A 12345-nucleotide genomic window follows, 5' to 3' on the forward strand; every position below is an offset into this window, starting at 1 on the left:
CCCGGAGCATACCTCCTACAATTAGTAGTAGGCATGCCGGGTAGCCTGTGCTGAGACGGCAGGAGGGAAGGCGGACGGTGAGCGACCCCAAGGGCGAGGAGACACCCGGCGGCTCCGGCAGGCGGGCGCGCGGCGAACTGGAGAGCGACGTGCTTGCCGCACTGTGGGCAGCAGACCGTCCACTGACCGCCGGCCGGGTTCGTGAGCGACTGCAGGGCGACCTCGCCTACACCACCGTGCTGACGATCCTCACGCGCCTCCACGACAAGGGCGTACTCCTCCGGCACCGCGAAGGCCGCGGCTACGCGTACACACCGGCCTCGGACGAGGCGTCACACACCGCGCAGCGCATGCGGACACTGCTGGACAGCGGCTCGGATCGAGAAGCGGTGCTGACCCGTTTCGTCACGGAGCTCTCCGAGCAGGACGAGGAACTACTGCATCACCTGCTGTCCGAGCACGACGCGCGCGACAGTGACGGGCACTGAGGCACCGGGCACTGAGGCACCGGGGTGTGACGACGTGTTGATCAGTGTCTACATTCCCTTCGTCGTAACGGCCGTGCTCACGGCGCTCGCGCCGCGTATGGCACGCCGGCTCGCGCCGCGCCCGGCCGCTTGGGCCCTGGCCTGCGCCGCCCTCGTCACCGCGGGCGGCTGGACGGGCTCACTGGCGTTGCTGGCCTTCACCGGCGTGGCACAGATCCCCCAAGTCGCGGCGGAGGGCCACTGGTCGGTGGCCGCACTGCGGGACGACGATCCCGTGTACCTCGGCGTCGCTGCCACCAGCGCGCTCGTGCTGACTGCCGGCCTGATATCGCTGGGGATCGCAGCCCTCAGCCAGACTCGCCACGTCATCCGGGCCCGCCGTGAATGCGATCGCCTGCCTGGCGACACGGAGTTGGCCGTACTCGACGAAGACACCCCGCTGGCCTTCGCTCTACCGGGCAAGCCGGGAAGGATCGTGGTGTCCCGGGGCATGCTCAGGTGCCTGGGCGACGAGGAGCGCCACGCGCTGCTGACGCACGAGCGGGCCCATCTGCGGGCAAAGCACCATGTCTTCAAGGCCATCTGGCGGCTTACGTCTGCCGTGAACCCGCTGCTGCGCCCCCTGGCCCACACCGGCGCCTTCGTCCTGGAACGCTGGGCCGACGAAGAGGCCGCCGTGCAGACCGGCGATCGTGTGATCGTCGCCCGTGCCGTCGGTCGCGCCGCGCTCGCATCCGCCGGCGCGCCCCGCCCCGCTGCTCTGGCCGCGACCGGCGGCGAAGTCCCACAGCGCGTACGCGCCCTGCTGGGCCCCCCACCGGCACGCCGGCACCTGCCCTTCGCAGCCGGCGCCCTGTTGCTGATTCTGTGCTGCACCAGCCTGGTCAACGCCGCATCCGACAGCGACCATCTGGTTGATGACGCACAGTGGCACCATGCGCAGCACACAACCGTGCCACAGATTCGCGAATGACCGTGTCCACCCGCGGTGGTAGGCAAATCTCATACCCGCCGCCAAAGGAACACGGCCGCATCTGTAAACCCTCAACTCGCCGGCCGGGCAGGCGAATCCTGTTCCGATGCCGCCCAGTCGGCCGTCTTCCGTTCTCGCATGTGACCGTAGGCCACCAGAGTCAACAGGGCGGCAAGCAGAACCACCGACGAGCCGATCGTGCCGAGGTTCAAGCCGCCCTTGGCGACCGGCTTGGTGAGGAAATCACCCGCCGTGGCGCCGAGCGGGCGGGTGAGAACAAAGGCAATCCAAAACAGCAGCGTGTTCGGCACGGCCGGAACCTTCATCAACGCCACCAGCACCGCCAGTGCCCCCACCACCAATAGTGCGCCGCCTCCGTAGCCAAGGCCGGAACTGTCGGACAGAAAGTCACCCATTGACGTTCCGAGCGTGTTGGACACAAGGATCGCCGCCCAGAAAAGGGCCTCGCCTCGGAACGTGACGATGTCGCGGATCTGGAAAGTCATGCCACTCAGCTTCCACACGAAGAAGATCGCGAGGAGGATCGAGACGAGGATCGCGGCCCCTGTCGGATAGCCCATTCCGAGGCCTTGCGGCCCCCAGCCGAGCGAACTCGTCCCGCTGGAGAGGTACTCGGCACTCGCGTCCCGGTTCATGAAATCGGACATCGTGGTGCCGGCCATGCTGGTCGAGAGGATCACGGTCCAGTAGAAGAACGGCTGGTAGTGACTGGACCGCAACTGAACCACCAGCGTGACCACGAAGACCAGGAAGAGCACGATCGTGGTGAGGAAATAGCCGATCTGCAGCGTCTGTGCGAAAAGGTCCCCGGCCGTCTCACCGAGGGTCGTCGCGGCGATCTTCATGACCCAAAAGGCCACAGTGACCTCGGGCAGCTTCTTCATCACCGACCTACCGGTACCTGACGTTGCCCTCGCACCCGCCGCGTCGCCGTCGGCGATGATGCTCGACTGCTTCACCATCGATCGCTCCTGTCCGATTGTCCGACAGAGCGCCAGCTCCCCGCGGCAGGAGCTGACGCCCTCCGAAAATATCCAACCATAAGGAGCGATCAATTCAATTGGCCATGACCGTCGCAACCTGAAAGCATCCTGAAAGCCGGTCGGCAACCGGCGAACTGAACAGACGAATATGACCGGTTCGGTAATCGCCGAAATTTTCGATCCCGAAGCGTTCACGGAAGGCGCCCGTGCGGCCGATCCGCACGACCACGAACGCGATCGCCGCCCACGCCAGCACCTCGTACGACGTTGTGTCGGCGACGTGGGCGCTGCCCAGCAGCACGGGCATGGTGCCCGTCGCGTTCGCCGCGAGCAGCTGCGCCCGCCGCGCGCCGCCGAACTCCCGCGCGGTCAGCCCGCCCACGACCACCGTGCCCGCGGCGGCCACTGCGGACCACAGCCGCAAGCCTTCTGCCGAAACACCGAAGAGAGACAGCGAGACCCGGGCCAGCAGCGGCGCGAGCGCCGGCTGGTCCACATAGCTCGCCTGCAGGTGTCGGGCGCAGTCGAGGAAGTAGAGCTCGTCGCGGTGGAAGCCGTAGCGCGAGGACAACACCATCAGTACGGCGAAGACCACACCTGCGACGACGAACACCCTCCGGTCCAGGGGTGCGATCCCTCCGCCGCTCTCCTCCCCTGCCCCCTCCGAGCGCCCCACGTCCGCCACATCCGCCGCGTCCGCCATCCCCGCACCCCTCGGTTCTCGGCCCCTCGGTCACGTCGTCCACGCGACCGGTGCGGCCCGGCGCGCACGGCTGCCGGGCCGCTCGTACCTTACGCACCCGGTCTGCACGGGGTGAAGCGCCCTCGGCCGGCACGCACTTGCGGACACGGGGCCCTCAGGCCGCTGCGGTCGACGACCGGTCCAGTCCCCATCAGAACAACGACGCTTCCGTACGCGATGCCCCACGTACCAAGGGCAGGGAATTGCCGAGCAGGCCCACGCGACCCCTTGTTCGCACCGAGATCGGCGCTGTCGGAGCAGTTGTTCAGGCCCTTGCTTGCCTGGAATCCCGTCTGCGCGGTGAGGCGACCGGACAACTGCGCTCAGCCTTGCGACCCTGTCCATCACCGTGGCGCACTCCCCACCGCCACCACACCGACGCCATGCGACCTCGGCTGACGAGGAAGCACGCTACGAGAGGAAGACCAATCCGTGCGCGACCAACGACCGACGAACGGCGTCGAGCCCGCAGTGGCCGGCATTGCCCTCAGTGACGTCCCAGTCCCGGACACGGCCGCCTCGAGAGCCGCCTTGCAGGTGGCATCCGACTACCACTCCCCCGCGCTGCTCAACCATTCCGTGCGGTCCTACATCTGGGCGGCAGCCCGTGCCCTGGCCCAGGGGATCGAGGTCGATTCCGAGTTGCTGTATGTGGCTGCTCTGCTTCACGACATGGGCCTGGTGCGTGAATTCGACAGCCACACGGTCCCGTTCGAGGTGGCCGGCAGCCATGTGGCCCGGGTGTTCTCTGCCGGCGCCGGGTGGCCGGCAGAGCGACGCCGGCGGCTGGCAGAGGTCATCGTTCGCCACATGTGGCCCGAAGTCGACGTGTCCATGGATCCCGAAGGGCACGTACTGTGCAGGGCGACGGCCATGGAAATCGTCGGCAGGTACGCCGACGACTTCGCTCCCGAATTCAGGGCCGAGGTACTCGAACGCCATCCCCGGCTCCAGCTCGCCACGGAGTTCCTGACGTGTTTCCAGGACCAGGCTTCTCGCAAGCCCGACAGCTCCGCCGCGGGCGCCGTACGGGCCGGCCTGGAGACGAGGATGGCCGACAACCCGCTGGACGCCCCCGAACACCCTGCGGATTCGTAGCGACATTCGGATGGCGGCAGCCCCCGAGCCGGTGCAACCCGCTTTTGCTGGTTCAACGGCGGGCCGCGTCCACCGAGTTGGCCCAACCGCAACCCCGCTGCTGATCAACCGCTGCCCCGGCTCTTCCCCCCTCGGAGCCGGTCAGGTGCCGGGGCGCCCGGCGGCGGTCCACGCGGTGTATTCCTGGCGAACGTAGCCGCGGTGGCTGGAATCGCATCCCATCGCGTCCGGCTGATTCGGGCCGGCCACCAGGTGAGGATGCAGACGATCGTGCAGCACGAGTTGTTCGGCGGTTTGTACGGCGGCGCCGACCGGCCCGGGACTCGGGTCGTTCAGGGCCATCCGGTCCATGAGCGCGGCCCGGCGCAGCAGCCAGGCGCGTTCGGCGACGGCTGCGTCGGTCGGCGGGCCGGTCACGCTCCTCGCCTGGCGGCCGTCGCGTTCTGCCCCGAGCGCGAGCACCTGGTGCAGCTCACGGCGCAGGTCGGGGGCGTGCTCGTACGTCTGGTGCGGGGACGGAGTGCTGGTGTCCGTGGTGGCACCCGCGGTGACCGCAGCCGGCACGTCGGCGCCGCAACGTCTGCACAGCACGTTGCTGTGGTCACGGCCGCCTTGTTCGGTGGCCGCCCGGTTCGCCGGGGTTCCTGCGGACACCACACCCCGGCCGGGACAGCCGTCGATCGGACATGGCTTGTGGGTCGAGAGCGCGCATTCGGTGGCGTCGTCGGCTGCCCTCACGGGGATGTGTACGGATCCCTCGGCGCCGCCTTGTCCGGAGGCCGATGGCCACCGCAGTGACGTGGTGCCGGCCCGCGCAGGGGTGTGCCGACCGTGCGGAAGTCCGAGGCAGATCATGCCGAGCACCTCAGATGGGCCCGCACTTCACGGCCGCCGCGCGTCTCGCAGATCTCGGTCGACTGCGCGAGGCAGCTGACGATGCCCGTACCGCGGCCGTGTTCGTCCGGGGCGATGTGGGGGTGTGAATGCTCGACAGCCGTTCCGGAATCACTGACCACGATGAGCAGCATGCAGTCTTCGAGAACGAGTAGCAGGGTCATGCGCTCTCGGCCGTACTGCGCTGCGTTGGCGGTGAGTTCGTCGATGATGAGAACGGCGGAGTCCCGTTCCCTCTCGGGCACGCTCCAGCTCTGCAGCAGCTCGGCAGCGAAGTGACGAGCGACGGAGACGTGTGCTTCCCGCGCGGGCAGGCTGAGCTCCGCTTGGCGTCGGCAAGGCTCGGAGAGTGGTGGGCTCGGGCAGGGGGAATCGGTCACAAGCATGATCGTCTGGCTCTTCTGTGGAGTGTCGGAGACCGGGACGTGGGGGCCGCCGAGTACATGAAGGGGCGGCCGATATGCCGGGTCCTGCGTAGGAGCGCTCATCGAGTTCCACGTCGCCGCACGCCTATCGGTTCAGGCGTTTCATCCCTTTTTTCGAGTGCTTCGCGACATCGGACTCCGCGCCTGCGGCGAGGCTCGCCGATGCGGATCTGCCGAAAAATCCGGTACCGAACTCGGAGAGGGGATGCGCTCGTCGGAACTCTGAGTGCAGAACAGCCCGATGGCGGATGCACCAGGGTTCCTGAGCCGGCCCCGGCCATGTGCAACACAGTGGTGCGAATGACCGTGCCGCTGTGCACCTGACACCGAGCCCTGATCAGCTCGTCTGCGCATTGTCGACGCGATGGGCGCGCACGCCGTCGGGCGGATACCGGTCGTACGCACACGCAAGGTCGTCCGCATGTACCAATGCGCCCGCCGGCGTATCCCCGCCGACCTCACGCCTGCATGGTGACCAACTTCTGACCGTTGCCCGCAACGATCTCGAAGTGCCCGATGGCGTCCGGAGCCATGGGGGCGGATCCCGGGATGTTGGCAGTGGAGGGGTAAGAGCCTGCACGCCAGGTTGCAGCCTCCGCCGTTGCCCCGCCGGTCCCGACGACCTTCAGCCGGCAGGTGATTCCGGCGGGCGCCCCCTTGGCGGAGACCTGCAGAGTGCTGCCCCAGGCGGAGGGTGAGACCTTCACCGTGGCGGAGACGCCGGTCGTGGGGTCGTGCCCGGTGAAGGTACGCAGCGGGGCCGGCACGGTCGGACCGGGCGGTGTCGCCTCACTGCTCACGGATCCGACGGCCGCCAGCCATGTGCCGCCGAGCGACGCTGCCAAGAACAGCAGGGAGGCGGCGGCACCGGCCAGTTGCAGACGCCAGGTCTTGCGCCGCCGGGCAGCGGCCTGCCGGAGCAACTTGTCCAGCAGGCCGCCTTCGGAAGGGTGCGGCGTTGCGGCAGAGTCGGACCGCACGGCCGGAGAGGCCTCGGCGCCCTCAACTGCTCGGGCCACAAGCCGATCAGCAAGGTCACCGTCGGCGGCGGGAACCGTCTCGCCCGTGACCTCCGATTCGGTCACCATCGAGAGCAGCGCGGGCAATCCCGCCATCTGCGCGTGTTCCGCCCGGCACTCGTCGCATTCCGCGAGATGGGCGCTCACCTGCTCCATCTCCGCCGGAGGCAGCGCACCGAGAACATATCCACCCAGCGCCAGCCGGAGGCTGTCGTGGTCCTGATTCATGGTCGGCACCTCCTCCAGGCCACCGTCATGGCTCGATGCCGCGTTCCTGGAGCGCAAGCCGGAGGGCGTGCAGGGCGTAGTACGACCGCGACTTCACCGTGCCCACCGGAACACCCAGCACACGTGCTGCCTCTGCCATGGTCCGGCCTCGGTAGTAGGTCTCCAGAAGAACCGCGCGATGGTCCGGGGACAACGTACGAACCGCCTCTGCCACGGCCCAGCTCTGCAGCGCCTGCTCGATCTGGTCCTCGCCCGGTGTCTGCTGTGCGGCCCGCTCCAACGCCTCGCCGCCTTCCTCCGCGACCCTGGCCCGCCGGGCCCGATGAGCGTCGATGACCAGGCGCCGGGCGACCGTGCACAACCATGCCCGCGCCGGGCCGCGTTCGGGCTCGAAAGCTGCGGGATGCTGCCACGCCCGGAGCAACGTCTCCTGTACGACGTCCTCTGCCCATTGCCAGTCTCCCGAGGTGAGTCGCAACACGTAGTGGAACAGTGGCCGGGCGTGCTCGGCGTACAGAGCGCGGAGCAGTTCCTCGTCCGCGGTCGAAAGGTTCCCTTTACCGGAGACACGTTTCGCGGAGCGATTCGGATCGGTTGTCGGGCTATGCCTTCGCGAACCCCATGGCATACGCCGATCATCGCTCACATTGACCGATTTGTCAGGATACACACCGTTACGCAACGGGCACGCTGGGTGGCACGGACCACAGTCCTCACCCGGGCCCGAACGCCACCCACGTCAGGACTGCGGGCGCGGCACACGCCCGTGGGCCCAGTCACCCTCGGTGGCCACAAAAGAAACTCGGAAAATGTGCGCGCCCGTCGAACCGCGCGGCACTCGCCGTCCGTGAAGCCTGACAAGAACGGTCATATGCGACATCGCTCCGCCCTGCTTGACCCGGAGCCGGCAGAAGTGACCGGGCAGCACCACTCGGAACCGGCATGCACGGAGCACCGGCCATGCCCACCCGAATGCCTTACAGCCGAGCACGTCGGGGTCGCGCATCCACGCTCGACCGTGACTTGACTCCCCCGCACACCCACTGCCCTCGACGGTTGCCTGCTGTCGACGGGCACGTGGCCCCATCTCTGCTGCACGACCCACAAGGAACCAGCACCATGCACCTGAACTTCCGTCCATCACGCCGCCGGACACGCGTCGCGGCCGGACTGGCGGTCGCCGCCCTGGGCACCCTGGGGCTCTTGAGCGCGTGCGGCCAGTCGCCACACCCCTCCTCCCGAGCCGGCGACATCACCCCAGGCCCGGGCCAGAGCCAAACGGCCGGGATGCCCGGTGACGGCGAAACGGGCAGCAAGGCGGGCAGCGCTTCCAGCGTCCCGGCGATGCCTCACATGAGCATGCCTCCGAGTTCGCCTGACACAAAAGCACCCGCCACCGGAGACGCGGTGGCGATCAAGAACTTCACGTTCTCCCCGGCCAAGCTGAGAGTCAAAGCCGGCACGACGGTGACCTGGACCAATCAGGACACCGACCCCCACACCGTCACCAGTGCAGGATCGGGTGGCCCGCTGCATTCGGCCGCCCTGACCACCCATACAACCTACAGCTACACGTTCACCAAGCCAGGCACCTACGCCTACCTCTGCACCATCCACCCGTTCATGACCGCAACCGTGGAGGTGACCTGATGGCCGAGTACCACAACAGCGACGGGAACCATGAGAGGTCCACGTCGGTACACGGCATGTCTCGACGACAACTCATGCGGCACGCCGGATGGTTCGGGGGCGCCGTGGTCCTCACCGTGGCCAGCGGAGAGGTGATCAGCCACGTGGCGGGGCCCAAGGGTGCTACGGCCGGCACCGCCACAGGCGCCGCACCAGCCAGTGGCACCCTGCGATTCGTGCAGATCTCCGACAGCCACATCGGCTTCCAGGGCCCGGCGAACACGGACGTGACGGGCTCCTTCGCCGAAGCGATCAACCAGGTCAACTCCCTGGGGTTCCGGCCCGACTTCGTCATGCACAGCGGAGACCTGACCCACCTGTCCACGGCGGGACAGTTCGACCAGGTCAGGCAGATGATGACCAGTCTGCGGACAGATCGCGTCTTCACCGTACCGGGCGAGCACGACTCCATCGGCGACGCCGGCCGCGCCTACCGCCAGATGTTCGCAGGCGGCACGCTCGGAGACGGCTGGTACAGCTTCGACACCCACGGTGTGCACTTCATCGCCCTGGTCAACACCCTGAGCCTGGAAAAGCTCGGCCACCTGGGCAACGACCAGATCGAATTCGTCCGCAGGGATCTTTCCGGGCTGTCGTCGGACACTCCCGTCGTGATCTTCAGTCACATCCCGCTCTTCGCCATGTACCCCCGGTGGGGCTGGAGTACGGACGACGCATTGAAGGTGATCGCGCTGCTGCGCCGATTCGCCTCGGTCACCTGCCTCAACGGACACGTCCACCAGCTGTTCACCAAAACGGAGGGCAACATCACCTTCCACTCGGCCACCACCACCGCCTACCCGCTGCCCAAACCAGGCCGGGCCCCCGCCCCCACTCCCCAGGTCGTCCCCGCCCGACAGCTCAAGGACGCGCTCGGCATCCGCACTGTCGGCTACCACCAGGGCGACCGAGAACTGGCCGTCATAGACCGGAGGCTCGCGTGAACACTCGCAGAATCCTCACCTGCACCCTGCGGTCGGCGACCTCCGCCACCCTCGCCGTGAGCGGGTACATCCACGCCCAGCTCTGGGGGGAGGAGTACCGCTCCCTCCCTGTCATCGGGCTCCTGTTCCTGTTCCAGGCAAGCCTCTCCTTCGCCTTCGCCGTCCTCGTGCTGATCGGAACACCGCCACTGGCGGTGAGGGTCGGCGCGGCCGGTGTCGCGGCCGGCGCGCTCGTGGGCTTCATCGCCTCCCGCACCGTGGGCGTGTTCGGATTCACCGAACACGGTTTCCAGCCCGCCCCGCAGGCGCTGCTGAGCCTCCTGGCCGAAACGGCCACATTGCTGCTCCTCGCGGTCTGGCAGGCGACCCTGATCGCACAGCAGCGAGCTGCCGGACCGCCCGCCAGAACACACGAATGGCGCCCTCCCGCCACCCGCACACCATCCAACTGATCCACGACCATCGAGAAGCCGCTCCCCAACAGGGACCTGGCCTGAGGCGCGGCAGAGCAGGAGTGATCGCGGCAGCCACATACCGCGCCAGCGGCGTGCTCCGCGCTGCCGGCCGCCCTCCAGCACGTGAACGAAGGAACAACCTCCATGCCCCTGGAACCACGCCCCGCAACCGTCGCGCCGGACTCACACCTGCGCGAACTCAGGAACGCCGTGCGCACCCTGCTCCGACTCGACGACGACACCGCCGTCGTCATCCGCCAACTCAACCGGACCACATCGGGTCACCACCGACTGGAGACCAGCATCTCCGCGCGGCGCATGGACGGCCAGGTCCGCCGCTGGACACTCGACGGGCCGATCGACCGGATCACCGCCAACGATCTGCGCGCCGCTCTCATCCCCCATCCGACTCCGTGGGCCGTCGCCCAGTAGACGCGCGAGGTGGAGGAGGACGGGCGGTGCTCATGGTCGCGGACCAGGCGCCGGTGCGGCATCAAGGTGCCGTAGGGCTGCTCGACCCTCCACCGCTTCGGCTGCGTGTCACAGGTTGGCGTAGCCGGGGATGCTCGCCTTGATGCGCTCGAGTTCGCGCGCGTCGGAGATGCCCTGGAGGTCGTAGCGGGGGGTGTAGGGAGCTTCCAGGCGGCGGGCCTCGTCGTCGGTCAACTCCAGGCCGAGGGAGGCGACGGCGTCGTCGATCTGCTGGATCGTGCGCGCGCCGACGATGGGGGCGGCGACGACAGGATTGCGGCGCAGCCAGGCGAGGGCGACCTGGGCGCGAGTGGCGCCGTGGGCCTCCGCGATCGAGCCGACCGCGTCGAGGATGGCGCGGTCGCCGTCTGCGGTGGCCTTGCTGTAGAGCATGTCGGCGTAGGCGCCGTCGGTGGCGGCGCGCTCGGTGGCGTTCGCCTGGTCGGCGGGGCGGGCAAGGCGACCGCGCGCGAGCGGGCTCCACACCATCGTGGCGACACCCTCGTCGGCGCAGAGCGGAAGCATTTCGCGTTCCTCCTCGCGGGCGAGCAGGTTGTAGTGGTCCTGCATGGTGACGAACCGGGCCCAGCCGTGGCGCTCCTGCAGATGGAGGACCTTGGCGAACTCCCAAGCATGCATGGAGGAGGCACCGAGGTAACGGGCCTTGCCGGACTTCACCACGTCGTGCAGGGCCTCCAGGGTTTCCTCCAGCGGGGTCTCGTTGTCGAGACGGTGGATCATGTAGACGTCCACGTAGTCGGTGCCGAGGCGGAGCAGACTCTCGTCGATCTCCGTCATGATCGCCTTGCGGGACAGGCCGCCGCCGTTGGGGCCGGGGCGCATCGTGTGGCGCACCTTGGTGGTGATGACGACCTCGTCGCGGCGCGCGTAGTCCTTCAGAGCGCGGCCGAGGATCTCCTCGCTGGAGCCGTAGGAGTACAGGTTGGCGGTGTCGAAGAAGTTGATGCCGGCCTCCAGGGCGTGCCGGATCAGCGGGCGGCTGGCCTCCTCGTCCAGCGACCAGACAGGGTGGCCGCGGTCGGGCTCGCCGTAGGTCATGGCGCCGATGGCGACCGAAGAGACGTCCAGGCCGGTACGACCCAGCTTGATGTAACGCACGGGATGGCTCCTACAATGGGGGAGAACAATAAGCGGAGAGATCTCCGCTTGACCCCGGCGACGGTAGCGGAGACCTCTCCGCTTCGCAACCGGTCGATCGCCCGTACGCCAGGAGGCCCCATGCCCGACGCCGCACCGCAGCGCTCGGACGCGCTGAAGAACCGCGAGGCGATCCTCCAGGTCGCCCACGACGCACTCGCCGAGTCCGCGGACGCCTCGCTCAACTCGATCGCCAAGCGCGCAGGCGTCGGCCCCGGCACGCTCTACCGCCACTTCCCCACCCGTGAGGCGCTGATCCTGGAGGTCTACCGCCGCGACGTGGACCGACTCGTCGACTCCGTACCGGACGTCCTCGCCCGTCATCCCCCGCTGGACGCACTGCGGCAGTGGTTCATCACCCTCGCCGCCTATGTGCGCCTCAAGCACGGACTCGGCGAGGCACTGCACACCGCCGCGGCGCAGGAGGTCGTGGGAGCGACGTCCGCTTCCGTCACCGCCGCGGTCGGCAGACTCCTCGACGCATGCGAACGCGCCGGGGAGGTACGCCCCGGCCTCGACCCCACCGACGTCATCATGCTTCTGAGTTGCCTGTGGCGGACCCCCGACAATCCCGTCGGCGCCGCCCAGGCCGACCGCCTGATGGAACTTGCGATCGCCGGTTTCCGGCCGTAGAGGCGCCGATCCGGACGAGGCCGAGCGTGCCGTCCGGGCCCGGCACTCACCAGCACCGTCCCGGCCACCTCTCCGCTCCTCCTCGCACCCCTCGATCCCCTGGTCGGACAGACGGTCCGTCCGC

At 68.3% G+C, this 12345-nt stretch carries 15 protein-coding genes and 1 pseudogene; 8 read left to right on the forward strand and 8 right to left on the reverse strand.

Going from position 1 to position 12345, the window contains the following annotated elements; all coding sequences use genetic code 11:
- Window positions 1-77: 77 nt before the first annotated feature.
- On the forward strand, window positions 78-488 hold the full coding sequence (locus ADL25_RS40530) for a BlaI/MecI/CopY family transcriptional regulator (RefSeq protein ID WP_059132947.1): 411 nt from the start codon (window positions 78-80) through the stop codon (window positions 486-488).
- Between the two features lie 34 nt (window positions 489-522).
- Window positions 523-1461, forward strand: a complete 939-nt coding sequence (locus tag ADL25_RS40535) for a M56 family metallopeptidase (protein ID WP_059132948.1) — start codon at window positions 523-525, stop codon at window positions 1459-1461.
- A gap of 71 nt (window positions 1462-1532) precedes the next feature.
- On the opposite strand, the gene ADL25_RS40540 is transcribed toward ADL25_RS40535, so the two are convergent.
- Both ADL25_RS40540 and ADL25_RS40545 read right to left on the reverse strand, forming a co-directional pair.
- A complete protein-coding gene (locus ADL25_RS40540) occupies window positions 1533-2444 on the reverse strand; it encodes a hypothetical protein (RefSeq protein ID WP_079050931.1) in 912 nt (303 codons plus the stop codon).
- Window positions 2445-2538: 94 nt separating this feature from the next.
- The gene (locus ADL25_RS40545; RefSeq protein WP_059132949.1) at window positions 2539-3168 is read right to left on the reverse strand and encodes a glycosyltransferase family 39 protein; all 630 of its coding nucleotides are present in this window, start codon (window positions 3166-3168) and stop codon (window positions 2539-2541) included.
- Window positions 3169-3639: 471 nt separating this feature from the next.
- On the opposite strand from ADL25_RS40545, the gene ADL25_RS40550 reads away from it, so the two are divergent.
- The gene (locus tag ADL25_RS40550; protein ID WP_234381253.1) at window positions 3640-4305 is read left to right on the forward strand and encodes an HD domain-containing protein; all 666 of its coding nucleotides are present in this window, start codon (window positions 3640-3642) and stop codon (window positions 4303-4305) included.
- Window positions 4306-4446: 141 nt separating this feature from the next.
- Here the strand turns inward: ADL25_RS40550 and ADL25_RS40555 are convergent, their stop codons facing one another.
- The 4 genes from ADL25_RS40555 to ADL25_RS40570 all read right to left on the reverse strand — a co-directional run bounded on the left by ADL25_RS40555 (window position 4447) and on the right by ADL25_RS40570 (window position 7499).
- A complete protein-coding gene (locus tag ADL25_RS40555; RefSeq protein ID WP_234381254.1) occupies window positions 4447-4959 on the reverse strand; it encodes a hypothetical protein in 513 nt (170 codons plus the stop codon).
- Window positions 4960-5156: 197 nt separating this feature from the next.
- Entirely contained in the window at window positions 5157-5579 is a 423-nt protein-coding gene (locus ADL25_RS40560; protein WP_059132970.1) for an ATP-binding protein, read from the reverse strand.
- A gap of 503 nt (window positions 5580-6082) precedes the next feature.
- The gene (locus ADL25_RS40565) at window positions 6083-6871 is read right to left on the reverse strand and encodes an anti-sigma factor family protein (protein ID WP_059132950.1); all 789 of its coding nucleotides are present in this window, start codon (window positions 6869-6871) and stop codon (window positions 6083-6085) included.
- A 25-nt stretch (window positions 6872-6896) separates the two neighbouring features.
- A complete protein-coding gene (locus ADL25_RS40570) occupies window positions 6897-7499 on the reverse strand; it encodes a sigma-70 family RNA polymerase sigma factor (RefSeq protein WP_079050933.1) in 603 nt (200 codons plus the stop codon).
- Between the two features lie 779 nt (window positions 7500-8278).
- On the opposite strand from ADL25_RS40570, the gene ADL25_RS40575 reads away from it, so the two are divergent.
- The 4 genes from ADL25_RS40575 to ADL25_RS40590 all read left to right on the forward strand — a co-directional run bounded on the left by ADL25_RS40575 (window position 8279) and on the right by ADL25_RS40590 (window position 10391).
- On the forward strand, window positions 8279-8521 hold the full coding sequence (locus ADL25_RS40575) for a plastocyanin/azurin family copper-binding protein (RefSeq protein ID WP_234381256.1): 243 nt from the start codon (window positions 8279-8281) through the stop codon (window positions 8519-8521).
- Window positions 8521-9504, forward strand: a complete 984-nt coding sequence (locus ADL25_RS40580; protein WP_107116836.1) for a metallophosphoesterase family protein — start codon at window positions 8521-8523, stop codon at window positions 9502-9504. Before ADL25_RS40575 ends, ADL25_RS40580 begins: the two co-directional genes overlap by 1 nt.
- Window positions 9501-9956, forward strand: a complete 456-nt coding sequence (locus tag ADL25_RS40585; RefSeq protein ID WP_059132952.1) for a hypothetical protein — start codon at window positions 9501-9503, stop codon at window positions 9954-9956. The genes ADL25_RS40580 and ADL25_RS40585 overlap by 4 nt, the downstream gene beginning before the upstream one ends.
- A gap of 147 nt (window positions 9957-10103) precedes the next feature.
- Window positions 10104-10391, forward strand: a complete 288-nt coding sequence (locus ADL25_RS40590; RefSeq protein ID WP_059132953.1) for a hypothetical protein — start codon at window positions 10104-10106, stop codon at window positions 10389-10391.
- Here the strand turns inward: ADL25_RS40590 and ADL25_RS51265 are convergent.
- Window positions 10373-10495 (reverse strand): annotated as a pseudogene (locus ADL25_RS51265) (IS5/IS1182 family transposase); the annotation flags it as partial. The gene ADL25_RS40590 and the pseudogene ADL25_RS51265 sit on opposite strands and share 19 nt — an antisense overlap.
- Before the next feature lie 4 nt (window positions 10496-10499).
- The gene (locus ADL25_RS40595) at window positions 10500-11549 is read right to left on the reverse strand and encodes an aldo/keto reductase (RefSeq protein WP_059132954.1); all 1050 of its coding nucleotides are present in this window, start codon (window positions 11547-11549) and stop codon (window positions 10500-10502) included.
- Between the two features lie 120 nt (window positions 11550-11669).
- On the opposite strand from ADL25_RS40595, the gene ADL25_RS40600 reads away from it, so the two are divergent.
- Window positions 11670-12221, forward strand: a complete 552-nt coding sequence (locus ADL25_RS40600) for a TetR/AcrR family transcriptional regulator (protein ID WP_059132955.1) — start codon at window positions 11670-11672, stop codon at window positions 12219-12221.
- The last annotated feature ends 124 nt before the right edge of the window (window positions 12222-12345 follow it).

The sequence above is a fragment of the Streptomyces sp. NRRL F-5122 genome (assembly GCF_001507435.1).
Taxonomy (GTDB): Bacteria; Actinomycetota; Actinomycetes; order Streptomycetales; family Streptomycetaceae; genus Streptomyces; species Streptomyces lannensis.

Coding starts and splice junctions, on each gene's coding strand:
- ADL25_RS40570 (WP_079050933.1), bottom strand. CDS start 7,499: ATGCCATGGGGTTCGCGAAGGCATAGCCCGACAACCGATCCGAATCGC.
- ADL25_RS40540 (WP_079050931.1), bottom strand. CDS start 2,444: ATGGTGAAGCAGTCGAGCATCATCGCCGACGGCGACGCGGCGGGTGCG.
- ADL25_RS40565 (WP_059132950.1), bottom strand. CDS start 6,871: ATGAATCAGGACCACGACAGCCTCCGGCTGGCGCTGGGTGGATATGTT.
- ADL25_RS40580 (WP_107116836.1), top strand. CDS start 8,521: ATGGCCGAGTACCACAACAGCGACGGGAACCATGAGAGGTCCACGTCG.
- ADL25_RS40600 (WP_059132955.1), top strand. CDS start 11,670: ATGCCCGACGCCGCACCGCAGCGCTCGGACGCGCTGAAGAACCGCGAG.
- ADL25_RS40545 (WP_059132949.1), bottom strand. CDS start 3,168: ATGGCGGACGCGGCGGATGTGGCGGACGTGGGGCGCTCGGAGGGGGCA.
- ADL25_RS40590 (WP_059132953.1), top strand. CDS start 10,104: ATGCCCCTGGAACCACGCCCCGCAACCGTCGCGCCGGACTCACACCTG.